The organism is Metallibacterium scheffleri (assembly GCF_002077135.1).
GTDB classification, from domain to species: Bacteria; Pseudomonadota; Gammaproteobacteria; order Xanthomonadales; family Rhodanobacteraceae; genus Metallibacterium; species Metallibacterium scheffleri.
Window position 1 is genome coordinate 634,570 of sequence record NZ_LDOS01000002.1, and the last position, 22,013, is coordinate 656,582.

Below are 22,013 nucleotides of genomic sequence, written 5' to 3' on the forward strand. Positions count from 1 at the left end.
CGCAGCATATGGAGCTGTTGGTGGAGGAGCCGTCGATGGAGGCGTTTCTGCGTGAGCTGCTGCCGCGGATCATACCAGCGGGCCGCACCTTCGATATCCACGCGTTCCAGGGCAAGCCCGACCTGCTCGGCAAGCTCGAGTCGCGGCTTCGAGGGTATGCCCACTGGTTGCCCGAGGATTGGCGCCTGATCGTCGTTGTTGATCGCGATGGAGACGATTGCAGGAAGCTGAAGCGGCGCATGGAGGCCATGGCGGTGACCGCAGGGCTGAAGAGCCGCTCGCAAGCGCGAAGCCATCGCTGGCAAATCGTCAATCGCATCGCGGTCGAAGAGCTCGAAGCCTGGTATTTCGGCGACTGGGAGGCCGTGCGCAACGCTTATCCGCGCGTGTCGCCGAACGTATCCGGCAAGCAGGGATTTCGCGATCCTGATGCCGTGGCTGGCGGCACGTGGCAGGCCTTCGAGCGCATCCTGAAGCAACACGGCTACTTCCAGACAGGACTGCGCAAAGTAGAGGCGGCGAGAGCCTTGGGCGCGCGGATCGATCCGCAACGGAATCGGTCGCGGAGCTTCATGCGGTTCCATGAGGCCATTCTCGAGGCCATCGCATGACCAACGTCTGGTGCGTCCGCGCAGAGTTCGGGACCTATGCGAAACACTTCGTCGAAGGCGCGTATGTCGCGATCGGATGGATTCCCAAGGTCGACCTGTCAGGCATCAAGGCCCGAGACCAGCTCCAACCGATCTACCGGGCGGAACATCCCGAGGACACCAGCAACATCGTGATCGGACAGCAGGTGGGTCAGATCGCCCGATTCCTGCTTGAGATCCACGCAGGCGACTACGTGATCACCCCCGCAGCCGATACCGAGTGGCTGCACTATGGCGTGATTGACGCCGATCCATCGTATGTCTATGCGGCGGGAGATGACGGCTGCCCGTACCGGCATCGACGACGTGTGGTGTGGGCCAAGGAGCGGCTCAAGAGGGGCCACTTCTCGGTACCGTTTCAGAACACGATCCGATCATCGTTGACCGTGTTCGCAGTGGCCCAACGGGACGAATTCCTGGCTGCGGTTGGTCGCGCGGATCTCGCGCCGGCCCCGCGAGAAACTTCCTACGACCCCTATCGTGTCGTGTTGGAGCAGGTTCTGGAGCTCGACCCCAAGGAGTTTGAAATCCTCGTGGGACATCTGCTCACCGCGCTGGGATTCGAAGGCTCTGAGGTCGTCGGCAAGACCGGCGATGGTGGTGTGGATGCTACTGGCGAGCTCAATGTCGCTGGCCTCGCCAAGGTGAAGGTCTTCGTCCAAGCCAAGCGCTACAAGCTCGGCTCGAAGATCAACGCCAATGTGGTCAAGCAGCTTCGGCAGGCGATTCCTTTCGGAGGGCAGGGAGCCTTCATCACGACCGCGGACTACCAGGTCGCGGCGAGCGACGTCGCGCTCGAGCCGGGATTTCCACGCATCGGCCTGATCAACGGTCGGCAGCTCGTGGACCTCTTGATCGAACATTGGGGTGACATTCCACCGGAGTTCCGGGAGCGCCTGGGGCTCAAACCTGGACTGGTCAGGGTCTGAGGCATGCCATGACCCGCGGCCTCAGCGAATCCAATCGGTCGCGCTCGCCTTGCAATCAGCCGTACCCCAAGCTTGCAATCAGCCGCGTTGCATTGCTCAATATCGTGAGTAAAATTACTCAACACATTGAGTAATTCGTCGATGGCCTATCAACGCCCGCAAGCCGCCACGCTCGCCGAACGCCTCGCGGAGCCGCGCCGCTTCGTGCAGGTGGTGGCGGGACCGCGCCAGGTCGGCAAGACCACGCTGGTGCAGGCGGTGGTCGAGAGCGCGGGCATGGCGCATCGCTTTGCCAGCGCCGACGAGCCGACGCTGCGCGGTCCGGCGTGGATCACCCAGCAGTGGGACGCGACGCGACTGCTCGCCGCCGAGGCCGGCAAGCCCGGTGCGGTGCTGGTGCTGGACGAGATCCAGAAGATCCCCGGCTGGTCGGAGACGGTCAAGCGCCTGTGGGACGAGGACACGCGCAAGCGGCGCCCGCTGCGCGTGGTGCTGCTGGGTTCGGCGCCGCTGCTGATCGCGCAGGGCCTGACCGAGAGTCTGGCCGGACGCTTCGAGCTGCTGCACCTGCCGCACTGGTCGTATGCCGAGATGCGCGCGGCGTTCGGCTGGTCGCTGGATCAGTATCTGTTTTACGGTGGCTATCCAGGCGCGGCGCCGCTGATCCGTCAGCCGCGGCGCTGGACGCGCTACGTCGTGGATGCGCTGATCGAAACCTCGATCGCGCGCGACGTGCTGCTGCTCAGCCGCGTGGACAAGCCGGCGCTGCTGCGGCGCCTGTTCGAGCTGGCCTGCCGCTACTCCGGGCAGATCCTGTCGTACACCAAGATGCTGGGGCAGCTGCAGGACGCCGGCAACGCCACCACGCTGGCGCATTACCTCGATCTGCTGGCGGGCGCGGGCATGGTCTGCGGCTTGCAGAAATACGCCGGCGATGCGGCGCGCCAGCGCGGCTCCAGCCCCAAGCTGCAGGTGTTCAACACGGCGCTGCTGAGCGCGACTTCGGGACTATCCTTGGCCGAGGCGCGCGCCGATCCCGAGTTCTGGGGGCGGCTGGTGGAATCGGCGGTGGGCGCGCACCTGGCCAATGCCGCCGCGGGCGGCGAGATCGCCCTTTACTACTGGCGCGAGCGCAACCAGGAGGTGGATTTCGTGCTGACCTCGGGGCGCCGACTGATCGCGATCGAGGTCAAGAGCGGGCGCGCGCCGACCCGACATGTCGGCAGCGCCGCCTTTGCGGCGGCATTCAAGCCGCGGCGCAGCCTGCTGGTGGGCGGCGACGGCATCGCGCTCGAGGACTTCCTCGCCCGGCCCGTCAGTCACTGGACCGCACCATGACCCGCGGCCTCAGCGAAGCCGACGTCGAGAACACCGCGCTGCACTGGCTGCGCGGTCTCGGCTGGCAGGTGATGTACGGTCCCGATCTCGCCTGCGGCATGCCACAGGCGGAGCGCGGCGATCCCGGCTACCGCGACGTGATCCTGGAAGGGCGCCTGCGCGACGCGCTGGCGCGGCTCAATCCCGAGCTGCCAGCCGAGGCGCTGGCGGACGCGCAGCGCAAGCTGCTGCGCCTCGAGGCGCCGTCGCTGATCGAGCGCAACCACGCCATGCACCGGCTGCTGGTGGACGGCGTCACTGTCGAGTACCGCGGCGCGGACGGTGGCATCCGCGGCGCGCAGGCGCGGGTGATCGACTTCGACGACGCCGCGAACAACGACTTCCTCGCGGTCAACCAGTTCACCGTGGTCGAGCAGCGCATCGAGCGTCGCGCCGACGTGGTGCTGTTCGTCAACGGCCTGCCGCTGGTGGTGATCGAGCTGAAGAATCCCACCGATGCGCAGGCCACGCTGGATCACGCCTTCCGCCAGTTGCAGACCTACCAGCAGCAGATCCCCGCGTTGTTCACCGCCAACGCCGCGCTGGTGATCGCCACCGGGCTGGAGGCGCGACTCGGCGCGCTGGGCGCCGGGCGCGAGTGGTTCAAGCCCTGGCGCACGATCAGCGGCGAGGCGGATGCGCCGGCGACGCAGACCGAACTCGAGGTGCTGCTGGCCGGGGTCTGCGCGCCGCAGCGCCTGCTGCCGCTGCTGCGCCACTTCATCGTCTTCGAGAGCGGCGACGGCCTGCCGGTCAAGAAGCTCGCGGGCTATCACCAGTTCCACGCCGTCAACGTGGCGCTGTCGGAAACCCTGCGCGCCGCGCGCCTGCAGGTCGCCGACGCACGCGGCCGCTACAGCGCCGGCGCGCAACCCGGCGGCGATCCCGGCGACCGCCGCATCGGCGTGGTCTGGCACACGCAGGGTTCGGGCAAGAGCCTGACCATGGCGTTCTATGCCGGCCGCGTGATCCTGCATCCGGCGCTGCAGAACCCGACCGTGGTGCTGCTCACCGACCGCAACGATCTCGACCAGCAACTGTTCGATACCTTCGCCCGCTGCCGGGATCTGCTGCGCCAGCCGCCGGTGCAGGCCGAAAGCCGCGCCCGGTTGCGCGAGCTGCTGGATGTGCAGGCCGGCGGGGTGGTGTTCACCACCTTGCAGAAGTTCCTGCCCGACACCCGGGGCGAGGCGCACCCGGTGCTGAGCGAGCGCCGCAACATCGTGGTGATCGCCGACGAGGCGCACCGCAGCCAGTACGACTTCATCGACGGCTTTGCCAGACACCTGCGCGATGCGCTGCCGAACGCTTCCTTCATCGGCTTCACCGGCACGCCGATCGAGCGCGCCGACGCCAGCACGCGCGCGGTGTTCGGCGACACCATCAGCGTCTACGACATCGAGCGCGCGGTGACCGACGGCGCGACGGTGCCGATCTATTACGAGAGCCGCCTGGCCCGGCTGGCGCTCAAGGACAGCGAGCGTCCGCGCATCGACGCCGGTTTCGAGGAAGTCACCGAGGGCGAGGAGGCGGAACGCAAGGAACAACTGCGCTCGCGCTGGGCGCAGCTCGAGGCCGTGGTCGGCGCCGAGAGCCGCGTGCAGTTGATCGCCCGCGATCTCGTCACCCACTTCGAGCAGCGCCGAGACATCTTTCCCGAGGGCAAGGCGATGCTGGTGTGCATGAGCCGGCGTATCGCGGTAGAGATGTATCAGGCGATCATCGCGCTGCGCCCCGGCTGGGCCAGCGCCGATGACGCGCAGGGCGCGGTCAAGGTGGTGATGACCGGCTCCGCGTCGGATCCGCTGGACTGGCAGCCGCACATCCGCAACAAGCCGCGCCGCGAGGATCTGGCCACGCGCTTCCGCGATCCCGCGGACCCGTTCAAGCTGGTGATCGTGCGCGACATGTGGCTGACCGGCTTCGACTGCCCCAGCCTGACCACGCTGTACATCGACAAGCCGATGCGCGGCCACGGGCTGATGCAGGCCATCGCCCGTGTCAACCGCGTGTTCAAGGACAAGCCTGGCGGCCTGGTAGTCGATTACCTCGGCCTGGCCGACGAGCTCAAGCAGGCGCTGGCGACCTACACCGAAGCCGGCGGCAGCGGCCGCACCGCGATCGACCAGAGCGAGGCCGTCGCGCTGGTGCGCGAGAAGGTCGAGGTCTGCCGCGGGCTGTTCCACGGCTTCGACTACCGGCGCTGGCTCGATGCTGATGCCAGCGGGCACGAGCGCCTGGCGCTGCTGCCGTTCGCGCTGGAGCACATTCTCGCGCTCGCGGAGGGCAAGCCGCGCCTGCTGCGTGCGGTGGCGGATCTGACCCGGGCCTTCGCGCTGGCGGTGCCGCATCCAGATGTCCTGGCGCTGCGCGACGAGGTGGGGTTTTTCCAGGCCGTGCGCACGGCGCTGGCCAATCGCGAGCCCGACGCGGGCCGCCGCAGCGAGGCCGATCTCGATCATGCCATTCGCCAGATCGTCTCCCAGGCCGTGGCCACGGATCAGATCGTCGACATCTTTGCCGCGGCGGGGCTGAAGAAGCCCGATCTCTCGATTCTCTCCGACGACTTTCTCGCCGAAGTGCGCGACATGCCGCAGCGCAACCTCGCCGTCGAACTGCTGCAGAAGCTGCTCAAGGGCGAGATCCGCCAGCGCGCGAAACGCAACGTGGTGCAGGGACGCTCGTTCACCGAGATGCTGGAGCAGACCCTGCGCCGCTACCACAACCGCGCGATCGAGACCGCCAAGGTGATCGAGGAGCTGATCGCGATCGCCAAGGATGTTCGCGCCGCCGGCCAGCGCGGCGAGCAACTGGGCCTGACCGAGGACGAGGTCGCCTTCTACGACGCGCTGGAGACCAACGACAGCGCGGTCAAGGTGCTGGGCGACGACAACTTGCGCCTGATCGCGCGCGAACTGGTGAAGACCCTGCGCGCCAACGTCACCATCGACTGGACCCGGCGCGAAACCGTGCGCGCCAACCTGCGCGTGCTGGTCAAGCGCATCCTGCGCCAGTACGGCTATCCGCCCGACAAGCAGGAGAAAGCGACGCAGACGGTGCTGGAACAGGCCGAGCAACTGACCGGGCTGTGGGCCGGCGCAGCCGGATGAGCGCGCTGCCGCCGCAGCAAAAAAGGGCGCCGCAGCGCCCCTCGGGTGTCGTGCGATCGGCCGCGCTTACCAGATGACCACCTGCCTGGCGCCGGCGCGCACCATGGGCTGGCCGGGCTTGCAGTGGAATGCCTGCCAGAACGCCGCCATGTTCGATGGCGCGCCAATCGCGCGGAACTGCGCCGGTGAATGCGGATCGACATTCAGCAGCACCTTCTGGCGCGCGTCGCGTACCGAGCCACGCCACACCCGCGCCCAGCTCATGAAGTAGCGCTGGTCCTCGGTGTAGCCGTCGATCTTCTCGCTGGCCAGCTTCGGGTCCGCTTTCATGGCGTTCTGCAGCGCGGTGTAGGCGATGTTGAGACCGCCCAGATCGGCGATGTTCTCGCCCAGGGTCAGCTTGCCGTTGACGTGCAGGCCGGGCAGGGGCGCGTAGCCGTCGAACTGATGCACCAGCTTGGCGGTGCGTGCCTCGAACGCGGCGCGGTCGGCCTTGCTCCACCAGTTGACGTTGTTGCCGTAGGCGTCGAACTGGCTGCCTTCGTCATCGTAGCCGTGGGTCATCTCGTGGCCGATCACCGCGCCGATGCCGCCGTAGTTGATGCCATCGTCGCCGTTCGCGTAGAAGAACGGCGGCTGCAGGATCGCGGCGGGAAAGTTGATGGTGTTGTTGGTGGGGTCGTAGTAGGCGTTGACGGTCTGTGGCGTCATGCCCCAGTCCTGGCGGTCGGTGGGCTTGCCGATCTTGGCCAGGTCGTAGCGGTAGTTGAACGCGCTGGCGCGCTCGATGTTGGCGAAGTAGTTGTCGGGCGTGACGCTCAGGCCGTTCCAGCTGCGCCACGTGTCCGGGTAGCCGATCTTGGGCAGCAGCGTCTGCCACTTTTCCATTGCCTTGGCCTTGGTGGCCGGGCTCATCCAGCTCACCGCCTCGATGTGCTGCTTCAGCGCCACGTGGAGGTTGTTGACCATGGCCAGTGCGCGCGCCTTGGCCTCGGGCGTGAAGGTCTTCGCCACGTACAGCTCGCCCAGCGCCATGCCCATTTCATGATTGACCGCGCCCAGCACGCGTTTCCAGCGTGGCTCGATCTGCGGCTGTCCGCCCAGGGTTTTGTTGTAGAAATCGAAACGCGCGTCGACGAACGGTGTCGACAGGTACGGCGCCGCGCCGGAGATTTCGTGAAAGCGCAGATACGCGCGCCACGTGGCGATGGGTTCGGCGCCGATCATCGTGCTGACCTCGGCGAAAAACTTGGGTTGCGACAGCGAGAAACCCCGGCCGACCTTCACGCCCTGCGCGGCAAAGAACTTCTGCCAGGGGAAGTTGGGTGTGATCCTGTCGGCTTCGGCCACGCTGACGAAGTGATATTGGTTTTCCGGCATGCGCAGCTCGACTGGCTTCAGCGAAGCCTTGGCGAGGCGCGTCTCGAAGGCCATGACGGCCTTGGCGTCGCGTGCGGCATTGGCGGCCGGCGCGCCGCCCAGTTCGAGCATCTTCTGGATATAGGCCACGTACTGCGCGCGGATCGCGGCGTGTTCGGGCTGGGTGTAGTAATCCGGGGTCGGTAGGCCCAGGCCGCCCTGATAGGCGTAGCCGATCTGCATCTTGGCGTTCTTGAAGTCGGCGCCCGAGCCGAACGCGAACAGCCCGCCCTGGCCTTTGGCGAAACTGGTGTCGAGATAATCCACCAGTTGCGGCTGGGTCATGATCTGGCTGATGGCGTGCAGCGTCGGCTGCAACGGCTGGATGCCGGCGGCATTGACCGCGGCTTCGTTCATGCCGCTGGCGAAGAAATAGCCGATCTTCTGCTCGATCGAGCCGGGTTTGGCCGTGGCTGCATTCCTGGCGGCCTGCTGCACGATTGCGTGCTGGATATCGAGCGATTTCTCCGCCAGTTCGTCGAAGGCGCCCCAGCGCGTCTTGTCGGCCGGGATGGGATGCGCGGCGACCCACTTGGCGTTGACGAAAGTGTTGAGGTTGCTGCAGGCGCTGACCTGGGTGTCCAGCTCGTTGACGTTGAACACGCTGTTGTCAGCGGCGGCGGCAACGCAGGACAGCGCCAGGCCGATGGCGAGGACGACGGGCTTGATCGGTGAAAGCTGCATGGGATGGAAACTCCGTGTGACGGACGGGGCGCCGCGGCGGATTGCGGCGTGGCGGGCGATGCTCGCGGAGCGGGTGCCGGGACCCGCAGGCAACGTGCGCCAACGCTAGATTGCCTTGCGGAAATATTACAGTGCCGTGAGTCATGCGCTCACGTGATCATTTCGTAAAAACGCGCCGGGCAGGCAGGCGGATGGCCGTCAGCGGGGTTGCGCGCTCAGTCGGCGCCGGCGCCGGACATCAGTGGCGCAGCAGCAGCAAGCCGCCCTTGCCCAGGATCTGCCCGCGCGCGAGCGCGCGCTGCACATAGGCCACGGCCTGTTGCGCGGCGCGGCGCGGGCTGTGGCCCTTGGCCAGTTCCGCGGCGAGCGCTGCGGCGAGGGTGCAGCCGGTGCCGTGCGCCATGCCGGGTTGGCGTGGATGCATGATGACGAGGCTGCCATCGGCATCGCGATACAGGTCGGTGACGCTGCGGCCGCGCGCGTGACCGCCCTTCAGCAGCACCGCCTTGGGGCCCAACGCAAGCAGGGCATCCAGCACGCGCGGGCGCAGACGTGTGGCGTGCGCATCCAGTCCGGTCAGCGCGGCGGCTTCGGGCAGGTTGGGGGTGAGCACCGTCGCCAGCGGCAGCAGTTCGTCGATCAGCACCGCGACGGCGCGCGCATCGAGCAGGCGCGCGCCGCTGGTGGCGAGCATCACCGGATCGATGACCAGCGGCACCGCCGGATGATCGCGCAGCGCGTGCGCCACGGCGCGGATGGTGGCGGCATCGGCGAGCATCCCGGTCTTGACCGCAGCGACCGGGAAATCATCGAACACCGCCCCGATCTGCGCGCGCACTTCGCGTGGCGGCAGCACGTGCACCGCGCGCACGCCGCGCGTGTTCTGCGCGGTGACCGCGGTGATCGCGCAGGTGCCGTGCACGCCGCGCGCCATGAAGGTTTTCAGATCCGCCTGGATGCCCGCGCCGCCGCCCGAATCGGAGCCGGCGATGGTCAGCACGACGGGCGACCGCGCGGCACGGGAGCCCGGCTGCGTGCCGCGATGCCCAGTCCGCGGGCTGGCGCTCACAACGCCTCGGATGCGAAATCCGCCAGCCGCGAGCGCTCGCCGCGGCGCAGGGTGATGTGCGCCGAGTGCTGCCAAGCCTTGAAGCGGTCCACGGCGTAGGTCAGGCCCGAGTTGGTCTCGGTCAGATACGGCGTGTCGATCTGCTCGACATTGCCCAGCGCCACGATCTTGGTGCCGGGGCCGGCGCGCGTGACCAGGGTTTTCATCTGCTTCGGCGTCAGGTTCTGCGCTTCGTCCAGGATCAGATAGCGATTGAGAAACGTGCGTCCGCGCATGAAACTCAGCGAGCGCACCTTGACCCGCGAGGTGATCAGGTCGTTGGTCGCGGCGCGGCCCCAGCTGCCGCCTTCCTCGGGGTTGGTCAGCACTTCGAGGTTGTCGGTGAGCGCGCCCATCCACGGCGTCATTTTTTCCTCTTCGGTGCCGGGCAGGAAGCCGATGTCATCACCCACCGACACCGTGGCGCGGGTCATGATGATTTCGCGGTAGCGCTGCTGATCCATGACCTGCGCCAGGCCCGCGGCCAGTGCCAGCAGGGTCTTGCCGGTGCCGGCGGTGCCCAGCAGGGTGACGAAATCCACCTCCGGATCCATCAGTACATTCAGCGCGAAATTCTGTTCGCGGTTGCGCGCCGAGATGCCCCACACGGCGTGGTTGCTGTGGCTGTGGTCGTCCAGCAGCACCAGCCGCGCCTGGCCCTCGTGCATGCTCAGCACACGCAGCTCGACGCTGTTCTCGCCGGGCAGATACAGGCACTGTTGCGGATACCACTGCTCGTGCTTGTGCGGTGTCAGTTCGTAGTAGGTACGCCCGCGCTCGGCCCAGGAGCGCAGCTCGGGATGGCTGGGCCAGAAGTTTTCCGGCAGCTCGGCGTGACCGGCGAACAACAGCGCGAAGTCATCCAGCGCGCGGTCGTTCTCGTAATCCTCGGCGGGCAGGTTCTGGATGCCGGCCTTGATGCGCAGGTTGATGTCCTTGCTGACCAGCACCACCGGCGTGTCGGGCTGCGCCTCGCGCAAGGCCAGCACCGCGCCGAGGATCTGGTTGTCGGGCGAGCCATGGCCGTTGCCGGATGTGCTCTGGAACCACAGCTTGCCGCGCGCATCCGAGCGCCCCAGCGACACCCCGCCGGGGTTGCGCAGCGGCAGCCCGCCCTTGATGCCATTGCGCCCCGCGCCCTCGATCAGTTCATTGAAGAAGCGGCTGGCCTGACGCGCGTTGCGCGCCAGCTCGGAGCTGCCGTTCTTCTTCTCGTCGAGTTCCTCCAGCACCTTCATCGGGATGAACACATCGTGTTCCTCGAAGCGGAACAGCGCGGTCGGATCGTGCAGCAACACGTTGGTATCGAGGGCGTAGATGCGCTTGCCGCGGCTCATGGGCGATGGTCCTCGTGGCGGGGGAAAGACATGCGAAAACGCACCCGTCGCGGGGCGAACCGCGGGATGCGCGCTGAAAGAAACGTGGGGTCACTTGGCGGGGATCGCGTCCAGGACCGCTTGCGCATGGCCAGGCACCTTCACCCCGCGCCATGCGTGCGCGAGGGTGCCATCCGGTGCGATCAGGAACGTGCTGCGCTCGATGCCCAGCACCTGCTTGCCGTACATGTTCTTCAGCTTGATCACGCCGAAGGCCTGGCACAAGGCCGCGTCGGCATCGCTGACCAGATCGAACTTGAAACCCTGTTTGGCGCAAAAATTCTGATGCGACTTGAGCGAGTCCCGCGATACGCCCAGGACCACCGCCTTGCGGCGCAGGAACTTGTGCAGCAGGGCGTTGAACTCGATGCCCTCGGTGGTGCAGCCGGGCGTGTTGTCCTTGGGATAGAAATACAGCACCAGCCAATGGCCGGCGTAATCCTTGGGGCGGGCGCTGGTTCCGCCGGACAGCGCCAGCGGCAGATCGGGAACTGCCGCACCCACATCGATCATTCGCCAGCCTCCTCGTGGATCAACGTGCTCAGTATTTCACCGGCTCCATGACAGCATCGAGATTCAAGCCATCGCAGAGTTCCAGAAACTCGTCGCGCAGCGCGGCAATGTGCAGTTCAGCGGGGATGCCCAGGGTGATCTGCGCGGAAAACATTTCGGCGCCGGTCTGCATGGCCTGATAGCGCTGCGAGCCGAGTTGCTCGATGCTGATCTGGCGCTCGGCGAAGAAATCCAGTACTTCGGCCAGCACGCCCTGGCGATCGGCGGCGATGACTTCGATGAGGTAGGGCAACAGGTGCTGCTGTGGCTGGCGCGGCCCGCTGCGATAGCTGACCAGGTGCAAATCGGGATCGCGCGCCATGCGCGTCAGCGCGGTTTCCAGCTTGGCCACGGCGTCCCACGCGCCCTGTGCCAGCAGGGTGACCGAGACATCGGCGCCGAGCGTGTTGACGCGCGCATCGCCCAGCGCGCAACCGGAGTCGGCGACGCGGCGCGTCAGCGCAAGCAACGGGGATTGGGCGGCCGGGGTGAGCGTCTGGATGAGCAGGTAATGTTCGCTGCCGCTACGCGGTGCAGTGGTGTTCAAGAGCGGTTCCCGGGCGTGATCGCGACTGCGCATGCAGGTTTCAGCTTACTTGCCCGCGCGCGCGCACCGCAAGTAACATCGCCGCGTCTTTCACCTTTCTGGATTGCGCCGTGCAGCTCTCCGGCAGCATCTGCGCGCTGGCCACGCCATTCACGGCGGACGGCGCGCTTGACCTCGAAGCCTGTGCCCGTCTCATCGACTACCAGCTGGCGGGTGGCACGCAGGCATTGGTCGTTGCCGGCTCCACTGGTGAGGCGCACATGCTCACCGAGTCCGAGTGGGGGCGCTTGCTCGCGTTCGCACTGGAACATGTGCGCGGCCGTGTGCCGGTGCTGGCCGGTACCGGTGCCGCCGCCACCGCCGCCAGCGTGCAGCAGACCCGGCGCGCGCAGGCGCTGGGCGCCGACGCCGCGCTGGTGGTCACGCCGTATTACGTGCGGCCCACGCAGCAGGGTTTGCTGCGCCACTTCACCGAGGTCGCCGAACACGGCGGCCTGCCCGTCGTGATGTACAACGTGCCCAGCCGCAGCGGCTGCGACCTGCTGCCCGAAACCGCGGCGCGGCTGGCCGGGCACGCCAACATCATCGGCCTCAAGGAGGCGCGCGGCGATGCCGCGCGCATCGCGGCCGTTGCGCCACTCGCCCAACCCGGTTTCGCGGTATTGTCCGGTGATGACGCCAGCGCGCATGACGCCATGCTGGCCGGCATGCAGGGCGTGATCTCGGTGGTCAACAATCTCGTGCCGGCGGCGATGCGCGCGCTGTGCGACGCTGCCCTGCGCGCGGATCGCGCTGCTGTCGAACAGCATGCCGCGGGTCTCGCGCCGCTGATCCGCGCGTTGGAATGCGCGCCCAATCCGATTGCGGTCAAGGCGGGTCTGGCCGCGCTCGGCATCTGTCATGCCGGCTTGCGTCTGCCGCTGATCGAGCTCGAACCCGGCGCGGCGCGCGTGCGGCTCGTACACTCACTGGCCGCGCTGACCCCGGTTGCCAGCGCGGCCTGATCGATTCACGCCGTTCACACACGGCCATTCACCCATGGAACCCCACGCATGAAAAAGCTTCCCCTGATCGCACTGCTCGCGTTGGCTGCACTTGGCAGCGGTTGCAGCTGGTTCCACTCCAACACGCGCGACCAGCAATGGCATGCGGCGGTGCAGGAGCGTCCGCTGGAAGTCCCGCCGGATCTGGAGAAGCCCGTCAACGCCGCGGCGCTGACCATTCCCACCTTGCCCAACGCGCCCGCCGGCAACACGCCCGAGACCGCGCCTCCGGGCACCCTGGCCACCGTCGGTGCCGCGCAGGGCAGCGCCAGCCTGCTGCTGAACGATACCGTCGCGAGCGTCTACAACCGCGTCGGCCTGGCGCTCGGCAAAGGCGGCATCGGCAACGTGCAACATGCGGATGCCACAGCCCACGTTTATCGCGTTGAGGTGAATACGACGGTGACCGAGAAGCCCATGGGCTTCTTCTCGCGCATATTCTCCAGTGCCAAGACGCACGTGGTCAGCAACATCGTCACCATCAATGTGCGCGCCGATGGCGACAAGGCGCGCATCCAATTGCAAGGCCCCGAGGCCGCCGTGCAGCAGTTGCAAGCCGCGCTGCAGCAACGCCTGGGGTGAGGCGGCGCGTTGATGATCGGCCGCGGGCCGATCATGCGCCGCCGAACGCCCGAGCGCTGCGCGCGAGGGCCGGGTCAGCGCGTTGATGATCGGCCGCGGGCCGATCATGCGCCGCCGAACGCCCGAGCGCTGCGCGCGAGGGCCGGGTCAGCGCGTTGATGATCGGCCGCGGGCCGATCATGCGCCGCCGAACGCCCGAGCGCTGCGCGCGAGGGCCGGGTCAGCGCGTTGATGATCGGCCGCGGGCCGATCATGCGCCGCCGAACGCCCGAGCGCTGCGCGCGAGGGCCGGGTGATTGGCGCAGCGCCGGGTGAACGGGCGCCGCAGCGGGCAACCCTTCGTCATTCCCGCGCAGAGCCTGCCCCCGCGAAGGCGGGAGCGGGAATCGCTTCGCAACGCGAAGGGACGCATGGTGCAACGTGAGCCGATGCCGGTATGAACGTGCGCCATGCACCGCGCGCAGCGGCGCGCGCCCGGCAGTTTGCTTCAGCGCTGCAGCAGCGGCAGCTTGCCGGGCTTGCCATCCCATTCGGCGGCGTCAGCAGGGGCGTCCTTGCGCTCGGTCAGCACCGGCCAGCCCTTGGCAAGTTCTGCATTGAGCGCAACGAAAGCCTCCTGGCCAGCCGGCACGTCGTCCTCGGGATAGATGGCCTTGGCCGGGCACTCGGGTTCACACAGCGTGCAGTCGATGCACTCGTCGGGGTCGATGGCGAGAAAATTCGGGCCCTCGTGGAAACAGTCCACGGGGCAGACCTCGACACAATCGGTGTACTTGCACTTGATGCAATTGTCGGTGACGACGAAGGCCATGGCGGGCACCGGCGCGGAGTGGAAGTGGTACTCCCAACGAGAATCGAACTCGTGTTTTCGCCTTGAGAGGGCGACGTCCTGGACCGCTAGACGATGGGAGCGCGGCCGTGCAAAGAGGCGGTAGTATAGCGAGATGATTTCCATCGGCAATGCCTTCTCGCGCCTGCTGCGGCGCACTCCGACGAACGCCAAGGAACCTCTCCGATTGAACCCGGAACGCCGGCAGTTTCCCCAGCCTGAATTGCGCATCGTGCCGCGTTCGGCGCATGCGTTGTCGCGCAAGCAGATCAGTCCCGGCGCACTGCGCGTGCTGTATCGGCTGCATGAGTCGGGTTATGCCGCGTACCTGGTCGGTGGCGCAGTGCGTGACCTGCTGCTGGGTGGGCACCCCAAGGATTTCGATATCGCCACCGATGCCACCCCCGAGCAGGTACGGCAATTGTTCCGCAACTGCCGTCTGATCGGGCGCCGCTTTCGTCTGGCGCACGTGGTGTTCGGGCGCGAGATCGTCGAGGTCGCCACGCTGCGCGGCCAGGACGGTGAGGGCGAGCGCCAGGTGCATGACGACGGCCGCATCCTGCGCGACAACATCTGGGGCAGCATCGAGGAGGATGCGCTGCGCCGTGATTTTCGCGTCAACGCCCTGTACTACGACATCAGCGATTTCAGCGTGCGTGATTATGTCGGCGGGCTGGAGGATCTGCAGCGTCGCGAACTGCATCTGATCGGTGACCCGGAGCAGCGCTATCGCGAGGACCCGGTGCGCATGCTGCGCGCGGCGCGGCTCTCGGCCAAGCTCGGTTTCGAGATCGCCGATGCCAGCGCCGCTCCCATTGCGGAATTGGCGCCATTGCTGGCAGACGTCGCGCCGGCGCGCTTGTTCGATGAAGCGCTGAAGCTGTTCATGGCCGGGTACGGGCTGGCCAGTTTTCACCAGTTGGAGCGCTACGGATTGTTGCGCTGGCTGCTGCCGGCACTGGCTGCCGCGCTGACCCGCGATCGCGACGGCGCGTTGCGACGCATGACCGAGCGTGCGCTGGCCAATACCGATGCGCGCGTGCGCGAAGACAAGCCGGTGACGCCGGCATTCACCTTCGCGGTGCTGCTGTGGAGCGAGGTGCAGCCCGAGGCGCAGCGCCTGCTGGATTCCGGCGTGGAGGCCAGCGCCGCGTGGCACCGTGCCGGGCAAATGGCGATCGCCGAGCAGGCGCAGCGCGTGGCCATTCCGCGCCGCTTCGGCGTGGTGATGGAAGAAATCTGGGCGTTGCAGCCGCGCTTCGCGGTACGTACCGCGCGCGGTCGCGTGCAGCGTCTGCTGACGCATCCGCGCTTTCGCGCGGCGTACGATTTCCTGCTGTTGCGCGTCGAGCAGGAGCCCGCATTGGCCGAACTCGCGGCGTGGTGGACTGCGGCGCAGGGACAGCCCGATGTCGCGTTGCCTGCGCCTGCCGCAGCAACCAGGCCGGCAGGATCTGCAGCGCTCGAGGATGCCGCGCCCAGAACAGCGCGCCGGCGTCGACGCGGTGGTCAACGCAAGCGCAATCCCGGTGGCGGCGACGCGTGATCCTGGCCTGCATCGGCCTTGGCGCCAATCTCGGGCAGCCCGATGTGCAGTTGCAATCGGCATTCGACGCGCTGGATGCGCTTGCGCATACGCGCCTGAAGTCACGCTCGCGGCTGTGGCGTACCCCGGCCTGGGGGCCGCAACCGCAGCCGGATTACTGCAACGCCGCGGCTTGCGTCGAAACCGCGCTGACGCCACGCGCGATCCTGGTGGCACTGCTGGGCATCGAACGCGCGCATGGCCGCGTGCGCGGCAGCGAGCGCTACGCGCCGCGCACACTGGATCTGGATTTGCTTCTGTATGGTGATGCCTGGATCGACGAAGCCGATTTGCAGGTGCCGCATCCGCGCCTGGCCGAGCGCGCCTTCGTGCTGTTGCCACTGGCGGAAATCGTGCCGCAGTTGCCCGTGCCGGGTACCGGCGCCAGCGTGGGCGAGCTATTGGCGCGCGTCGACACCAGCGCGTGCCAGCCCTGGCCTGGGCAGGTTTGAGCCTGCGCGCCACGCGCGCATAATCGCGGCTCACTGGAGAACACCATGTACGTCGAAGCCGCCGCGAGCGCGCGCAAGGCCGTCACCATCCCCGCGTTGCGCGCGATGAAGACGCGCGGCGAGAAAATCGCCATGCTCACCTGCTACGACGCCAGCTTCGCGGCGCAAATCGAGGCCGCGGACGTGGACGTGGCGCTGGTCGGCGACTCGCTGGGCATGGTGGTGCAGGGGCGCAACAGCACGCTGCCGGTCACGCTGGACGATATGGCATATCACACGCGTCTGGTCGCGCGCGGGCTTTCCGCCACGCTGCTGGTGGCCGACCTGCCGTACATGAGTTATCGCGACACCGCGCATGCGCGCGACGCCGCGGCGCGGCTGCTCGGCGAGTGTGGTGCGGCGATGCTCAAGCTCGAAGGCGCCGGCTGGGTGTGCGAGATCATCGCCGACCTGGTGGCGCGCGAGGCACCGGTGTGCGCACATCTGGGTCTGACGCCGCAGGCGGTGCATCGCCTCGGCGGCTACCGGGTGCAGGGCCGCGAGGCGGATGCCGCCGAGTGCCTGTGCAACGACGCGCTGGCGGTGCAGGCAGCGGGCGCCGAACTGCTGGTACTCGAGGCCGTACCCGCGGCACTGGCCGCGCGCATCAGCCAGGCGCTGCAGATTCCCGTGATCGGCATCGGCGCCGGCGTCGAGTGCGATGGCCAGGTGCTGGTGCTGTACGACATGCTCGGCATCACGCCAGGCAAGCGGCCCAAATTCAGCAAGGATTTCCTGACCGATGCCGGTAGCGTGGCGAACGCGCTCAAGGCCTATGTGGCGGCGGTGCGCGCCGCCGAATTTCCCGGCGCCGAGCACGTTTACTGAACCCGGCGCGCGCGTCATTGCATCGAACCACGAGGACAGCATGCAGACCGTGCACGATCTGGCCAGCCTGCGCGCCGCGTTGCGCGCCTGGCGCAAGCAGGACCAACGCATTGCGCTGGTGCCGACCATGGGCAACCTGCACGCTGGCCATCACGCGCTGGTACGGCGCGCGCAACAGTGCGCGCCGCGCGTGGTGGTCAGCGTGTTCGTCAATCCCACCCAGTTCGGCCCCGGCGAGGATTTCACGCGCTACCCGCGCACACTGCGGCAGGATCAGGCTGGCCTCGCCGCGCTGGACTGCGACCTGCTGTTCGCGCCCGCGGTCGAGGTGATGTATCCCTACGGGCCCGAACAGGCGCTGAGCATCCATGTGCCGGAGATCACCGATGTGCTGGAAGGCGCGCATCGCCCCGGGCATTTCGATGGCGTGGCCACGGTGGTGGCCAAGCTGTTCGCGATGGTGCAGCCGGACTTTGCGGTGTTCGGTGAGAAAGATTGGCAGCAATTGCAGGTGGTGCGCCGCCTGCAGCGCGATCTTGGCCTGGCGCTGGAGATCATTGGCCTGGCCACCGTGCGCGAAGCCGACGGCCTGGCACTGAGTTCGCGCAACCAGTATCTGGATGCCGCCGCGCGCGCGCGCGCGCCGCTGCTGCACGCCACCTTGCGCTGGATGCGTGCCGCGACCTTGCAGGGGCACGCCCACGCCGTGGTCGAGCATGCCGCCGCGCAGCGCCTGCAGCGTGGCGGTTTCGAGCCGGACTATTGCGCAATCCGCGTCGCCGACACGTTGCATCCGCCTGTGCACGGTACCCCAGACGAGCAACTCATCGCGCTGGTCGCGGCGCGTCTGGGCGGTACGCGGCTGATCGACAATCTGCCGTTCGCCGCGCCCTGATTGACAGGTCGCGCGTGCCATGCGCGTTGCGCTGCGCCGCAGCAAGCGGCGTTATAATCACGCCGGAAACCGCACGGAATTCATGTCATGCAACTGACCCTCCTCAAGGCCAAGATCCATCGCGTCACGGTCACCCAGGCCGAGCAGCACTACGAGGGCTCGGTGGCCATCGACGGCCGCCTGCTGGATATTGCCGGCATCCGCGAATACGAGCAGGTGCACGTATGGAACGTGGACAACGGCGAGCGTTTCGTGACCTACGCGATCCGCGCCGAGGAAGGCTCAGGCACGATCTCGGTCAATGGTGCCGCGGCGCTGCGCGTGCAGCCCGGGCATCTGCTGATCATCGCCGCCTGGGCGCAGGTGGATGCCGCCGCCGCAGCCGAATTCCAGCCCACGCTGGTGTATGTGGATGCGCACAACCGCATGACGCACAGCAACCGCAGCATCCCCAAGCAGGCCGCCTGAACGGCGCATCCGTCCGTCAAATCGCCGCGTGCGTCGTCATTCGCGGCCGGGTGCGGGGCGTTCGCGTACCGGATGCTTGGCCAGTTTGCGTTGCAGCGTGCGCCGGTGCATGCCCAAGCGGCGCGCGGCTTCGGAGATGTTGCCCTCGGTCTCGCCGAGGATGCGCTGGATGTGCTCCCACTCCAGGCGCTTCAGCGGTGGTGGCGCATCGGGCGCTGCAGTGACGGCGCTGGCCTGGCGCGGCGCCTGCGCGTTGAGCGCGCGCGCGATCTGATCGGCATCGGCGGGTTTGGCCAGATAATCGTGGGCGCCGCGTTTGATCGCCTCGACCGCGGTGGCGATGGAGGCATAACCTGTCAGCAGCAGGATGCGCATGCCTGGCGCGGCGCGCAACAACTCCGGGATCAGCTTGAGGCCGTTGGACTCGCCCAGCTTGAGGTCGAGCACGCAATAGGCCGGACGCGATTGCGCGGCGAGCTGCAGCGCCATGGTGGCGTTGTTGGCGACACTGCAGGTGTAGCCGCGCACGTTCATGGCGCGTGCCAGCACGCCGGTGAACGCCGTGTCGTCATCGACGATGAGCAGGGATTGAGACGGGGATTTCGGTGCGTTCTCGCTCATGATGTCTCCTCGGGATTGCAGTGCGCGGCGGTCGGTACCGGTTTGCCCTGCTGTTCCGGCAGCAAGGACAGCAGTGGCAGACGCAAGCGGATTTCGGCGCCGCCGCCGGTCGCATTGCCGGCATCGAGATCGCCGCCCAGGCGATCGGCGGTGGCCTCGGCCAGCGCCAGCCCGATTCCCAGTCCGTGATCCTTGCCGCTAATGCCAAGACTATCAGGCGAGCGTGATGGATCGGCGAAACCGGGACCATGATCGCGCACGCGAAACTCCAGGCAGCGTGTGCCGCGGCGCGCACTGAGCGCGACTTGCGTGGACCCGAGCTGCGCCGAAGCGTCGAGGGCGTTGTTGAGCAGATTGATCAGCGCATGCTGCAGCCCGGCCGGTACGCGCACCGGCAAATCGGCATCCGCAGCGTCCAGTTGCACCTGGGTGTCGGCCTCCGGGCGCAGCAGCTGGAAACGATCCGTGCAGCGCCGCACGAAATCACCGAGGCGCAGGCTTTCGTTGTCGCCATCCAGTTGCGCGCGGCCCACGGCGACCAGATCACGCAGGATCTCGCTGCAGCGGTCGACCTGCTGTGCCATCAGCTTGAGATCCTCGCGCAGCGGTTCGCAGGTTGATGGCGCGGGAATCAGCTCATGCAGCAACATGCGCAGCGTGGCCAGTGGCGTGTTGAGTTCGTGTGCGGCGCCGGCCGATTGCGTGGCCATGGCCAGGATGCCCTCGTCGCGCAGCGCACGTTCGCGCAAGCGCTGCAGGCGCAGTTGCTCGTCGCGCAGCGCGCCGGCAAGGCGTGCGATGAACACCCCCAGCAGCAGCGCGGCAATGACGAAGTCGATCGCCATGCCGATTTCCTGCAGGGTCGAGTCGGCCATGCGTCCGGCGAGCATGGCCGGCAGCGGCAGATACCAGTGCAGCAGCAGGCCATAGATTGCGGCGCAGAGCACCGCCACCACGGCGATGCCGGGACGCGACAACGCGGCAGCCGCCAACGCGATGGGCACCAGCAGCAGGGTGACGAAGGGATTGCTGGCGCCACCGCTGAAATACAGCAGATAGCCCATCACCAGCACGTCCACGGCGATGTGACCGATGGCCTCGACCTCGGTCACGGGCCAGCGCAGGCGCAGGCGCATCACCATGGCGATCTCGAACACGAGCAGCACGCCAATGCCGGCCAGCAGCGCGCGCACCGGAATCGCCAGCGCCACCATGTAGGCGACGAAAAGCACCGCCAGGGTCTGACCGGTGATCGCGGTCAGGCGCAGCCATGCCAGCGTGATCGCCAGCGTGCGTGGGCCGAGGCGAAACGGGCTGCTGCCGCGATTCGCCGTGGCGTTGCGCGCAGGCATCGGGTCAGTGCGCGCTGGTGCCGTTTTGCGGCGCATGGCTGCTGTGCGTTGCGGACAGGCGCCGCATCAGCGGCAATACCGCCAATGCGATCAGGGTGCAGACCAGCGCAGCCCAGCCCAGTTTGTTGAACAGCGCGGTGTAGACCGGCAGGGTCTTGAGCGGATTGGTGAGGTCGCGTGGCACGCTGGCGAAGTTGGCGACCACCCCGCCCAGATAGGACGAGATGCCCACCGCCACGAAGTACGCGCCCATCATGAAGCCACCCATGCGCGCCGGGACATAGCGCGCGATCATCGCCAGGCCGAGACCGCTGACCAGCAGCTCGCCCAGCGAATAGAAGCCATAGCCCCAGATCATCACCCACGAGGAGGTCTTGCCGTCGCCACCGGCGTAATGACCGGCGGCGCCGAACAGGAAGAAGCCCACGGCCACCATGAGGAAGCCCAGCACGAACTTGGCCGCGATGGAAAGATCCTTGCCGCGCTTGCCGGCCGTGGTGTAGATCCACGCCAGCGGCGGACTGAGCGCGAAGATCCAGAGCGGGTTCAGCGCTTGGTACTGCGCCGGATTCCAGGTGAACAGGTGCAGGCCGAACAGGCTCTGGCTCCAGTCCACGTTGCGCAATGCGAACAACGCCAGGGATGTGGACATCTGCTGGTAAAAAATGAAGAAGAAAATGGTCTGCACCACCAGCACCAGCGCCGCGATCAGGCCGGAGCGCTCGCTGCGGTCGCTGCTGCGGATCAGATGCGCGAAGATGCCCAGCAGCACGATCCCGGCGCCGTACACGAAAATCTCGGCCAAGGTCTCGTAGTTCAGCACGACCGCCGAACCGATGGCCAGCACCGCGCCGGCCAACACCACCAGCAGCAGATGGCCGATGTTCAGCGGACGCTGGTCCGGTTCCGAACCGATATGTCGCATGCTCTTGCGCATCAGGCTGTAGTTGGCCAGGCCGATCACCAGCCCGAACGAACAGACCAGGAACGCCGCGTGCCAGCCGAATTCGTTGCCATAGGTCCGGTTGATGTAATCCTTGATCCACGGTGTCAGCAGCATCGAGAACGTCGAGCCGATGTTGACCGCCATGTAGTAGATGGTGAACGCGCTGTCGATCTTGGAGTCGTCGCCCTCGTAGATCTTGCGCACCAGGTTGCCCGAGTTGGGCTTGAACAGGCCGTTGCCGACGGTGATCACGCTGAGTGCGCCGAACAATGCCCAGACGTTGTCCGTGGGCAGGCCCATCAGCGCGTAGCCAAGGCCGAGGATGATCGCGCCGAGCAACATGGTGCGGCGCGTGCCGAGGATCTTGTCGCCGACCCAGCCGCCGATGGCCGGGGCGACATAGATCAGCGCCGTGGCGGCGCTCCACACCAGGTTGGCACGGTCGTCGGCAAAGTGCAGGCGCTGCACCATGTAGTAGACGATCAGCGCCTGCATGCCGTAGAAGCCGAAGCGCTCCCACATCTCGATCAGAAAGATGGTCGTGAACGAGCGCGTCTGCGAGGTGACCGGCACGGCGGGTTCGAGGGTGTTGGTCATGAGGACTCCATCGGTCGGTGGCGT

The 22,013-nt window shown here is 67.1% G+C and carries 20 protein-coding genes and 1 tRNA gene; 11 read left to right on the top strand and 10 right to left on the bottom strand.

The window, feature by feature from the left end; translation table 11 throughout:
- Positions 1–8 precede the first annotated feature (8 nt).
- The 4 genes from Mschef_RS07995 (at position 9) to Mschef_RS08010 (ending at position 6,066) form a co-directional block, all read left to right on the top strand.
- Positions 9–611, top strand: coding sequence for a DUF4276 family protein (locus tag Mschef_RS07995; RefSeq protein WP_242426495.1), 603 nt, complete (start codon positions 9–11; stop codon positions 609–611).
- Positions 608–1,579 (top strand): restriction endonuclease, encoded by a 972-nt coding sequence (locus Mschef_RS08000; protein WP_081127287.1) that lies wholly within the window; start codon positions 608–610, stop codon positions 1,577–1,579. Before Mschef_RS07995 ends, Mschef_RS08000 begins: the two co-directional genes overlap by 4 nt.
- Before the next feature lie 141 nt (positions 1,580–1,720).
- The gene (locus Mschef_RS08005; RefSeq protein ID WP_136256341.1) at positions 1,721–2,917 is read left to right on the top strand and encodes an ATP-binding protein; all 1,197 of its coding nucleotides are present in this window, start codon (positions 1,721–1,723) and stop codon (positions 2,915–2,917) included.
- Entirely contained in the window at positions 2,914–6,066 is a 3,153-nt protein-coding gene (locus tag Mschef_RS08010; RefSeq protein ID WP_081127289.1) for a type I restriction endonuclease subunit R, read from the top strand. Before Mschef_RS08005 ends, Mschef_RS08010 begins: the two co-directional genes overlap by 4 nt.
- Before the next feature lie 66 nt (positions 6,067–6,132).
- On the opposite strand, the gene Mschef_RS08015 is transcribed toward Mschef_RS08010, so the two are convergent.
- From Mschef_RS08015 to Mschef_RS08035, 5 genes are all read right to left on the bottom strand, one after another.
- Complete coding sequence (locus Mschef_RS08015) at positions 6,133–8,169, bottom strand: M13 family metallopeptidase (protein ID WP_136256342.1); 2,037 nt, start codon at positions 8,167–8,169, stop codon at positions 6,133–6,135.
- 238 nt (positions 8,170–8,407) lie between these two features.
- The gene (thiD, locus tag Mschef_RS08020) at positions 8,408–9,169 is read right to left on the bottom strand and encodes a bifunctional hydroxymethylpyrimidine kinase/phosphomethylpyrimidine kinase (RefSeq protein ID WP_242426496.1); all 762 of its coding nucleotides are present in this window, start codon (positions 9,167–9,169) and stop codon (positions 8,408–8,410) included.
- 65 nt (positions 9,170–9,234) lie between these two features.
- Positions 9,235–10,614, bottom strand: coding sequence for a PhoH family protein (locus Mschef_RS08025; RefSeq protein WP_081127291.1), 1,380 nt, complete (start codon positions 10,612–10,614; stop codon positions 9,235–9,237).
- 90 nt (positions 10,615–10,704) lie between these two features.
- A complete protein-coding gene (locus tag Mschef_RS08030) occupies positions 10,705–11,166 on the bottom strand; it encodes a peroxiredoxin (RefSeq protein WP_081127292.1) in 462 nt (153 codons plus the stop codon).
- A gap of 28 nt (positions 11,167–11,194) precedes the next feature.
- On the bottom strand, positions 11,195–11,785 hold the full coding sequence (locus tag Mschef_RS08035; RefSeq protein ID WP_081127293.1) for a glycine cleavage system transcriptional repressor: 591 nt from the start codon (positions 11,783–11,785) through the stop codon (positions 11,195–11,197).
- 77 nt (positions 11,786–11,862) lie between these two features.
- Here Mschef_RS08035 and dapA point away from each other — a divergent pair, with 77 nt between their 5' ends.
- Positions 11,863–12,756: a 4-hydroxy-tetrahydrodipicolinate synthase gene (gene dapA, locus Mschef_RS08040; RefSeq protein WP_081127294.1), complete on the top strand. Its 894-nt coding sequence runs from the start codon at positions 11,863–11,865 to the stop codon at positions 12,754–12,756.
- 48 nt (positions 12,757–12,804) lie between these two features.
- Positions 12,805–13,377, top strand: coding sequence for a hypothetical protein (locus Mschef_RS08045; protein ID WP_081127295.1), 573 nt, complete (start codon positions 12,805–12,807; stop codon positions 13,375–13,377).
- Between the two features lie 487 nt (positions 13,378–13,864).
- Here Mschef_RS08045 and fdxA read toward each other — a convergent pair whose 3' ends face one another.
- Positions 13,865–14,188 carry a ferredoxin FdxA gene (gene fdxA, locus Mschef_RS08050; RefSeq protein ID WP_081127296.1) on the bottom strand — a complete coding sequence of 108 codons (324 nt, stop codon included), beginning with the start codon at positions 14,186–14,188 and terminating at the stop codon, positions 13,865–13,867.
- Between the two features lie 25 nt (positions 14,189–14,213).
- Positions 14,214–14,289: transfer RNA gene (locus Mschef_RS08055), tRNA-Glu, on the bottom strand.
- 104 nt (positions 14,290–14,393) lie between these two features.
- Here Mschef_RS08055 and pcnB point away from each other — a divergent pair.
- The 5 genes from pcnB (at position 14,394) to panD (ending at position 18,473) form a co-directional block, all read left to right on the top strand.
- Positions 14,394–15,752, top strand: a complete 1,359-nt coding sequence (gene pcnB / locus Mschef_RS08060) for a polynucleotide adenylyltransferase PcnB (protein ID WP_081129919.1) — start codon at positions 14,394–14,396, stop codon at positions 15,750–15,752.
- A complete protein-coding gene (gene folK / locus Mschef_RS08065) occupies positions 15,749–16,243 on the top strand; it encodes a 2-amino-4-hydroxy-6-hydroxymethyldihydropteridine diphosphokinase (RefSeq protein ID WP_081127297.1) in 495 nt (164 codons plus the stop codon). Before pcnB ends, folK begins: the two co-directional genes overlap by 4 nt.
- Before the next feature lie 45 nt (positions 16,244–16,288).
- Positions 16,289–17,110 carry a 3-methyl-2-oxobutanoate hydroxymethyltransferase gene (panB, locus tag Mschef_RS08070; protein WP_081127298.1) on the top strand — a complete coding sequence of 274 codons (822 nt, stop codon included), beginning with the start codon at positions 16,289–16,291 and terminating at the stop codon, positions 17,108–17,110.
- 40 nt (positions 17,111–17,150) lie between these two features.
- On the top strand, positions 17,151–18,005 hold the full coding sequence (panC, locus tag Mschef_RS08075) for a pantoate--beta-alanine ligase (protein ID WP_081127299.1): 855 nt from the start codon (positions 17,151–17,153) through the stop codon (positions 18,003–18,005).
- A gap of 87 nt (positions 18,006–18,092) precedes the next feature.
- Positions 18,093–18,473, top strand: a complete 381-nt coding sequence (gene panD, locus Mschef_RS08080) for an aspartate 1-decarboxylase (protein WP_081127300.1) — start codon at positions 18,093–18,095, stop codon at positions 18,471–18,473.
- 36 nt (positions 18,474–18,509) lie between these two features.
- Here panD and Mschef_RS08085 read toward each other — a convergent pair whose 3' ends face one another.
- From Mschef_RS08085 to Mschef_RS08095, 3 genes are read right to left on the bottom strand one after another with little or no spacing between them, the layout of a single operon-like run.
- Positions 18,510–19,094: a response regulator transcription factor gene (locus Mschef_RS08085; protein WP_081127301.1), complete on the bottom strand. Its 585-nt coding sequence runs from the start codon at positions 19,092–19,094 to the stop codon at positions 18,510–18,512.
- On the bottom strand, positions 19,091–20,482 hold the full coding sequence (locus tag Mschef_RS08090) for an ATP-binding protein (RefSeq protein WP_242426497.1): 1,392 nt from the start codon (positions 20,480–20,482) through the stop codon (positions 19,091–19,093). Before Mschef_RS08090 ends, Mschef_RS08085 begins: the two co-directional genes overlap by 4 nt.
- Positions 20,451–21,989, bottom strand: a complete 1,539-nt coding sequence (locus Mschef_RS08095; protein WP_081127302.1) for a peptide MFS transporter — start codon at positions 21,987–21,989, stop codon at positions 20,451–20,453. Before Mschef_RS08095 ends, Mschef_RS08090 begins: the two co-directional genes overlap by 32 nt.
- Between the last annotated feature and the right edge of the window lie 24 nt (positions 21,990–22,013).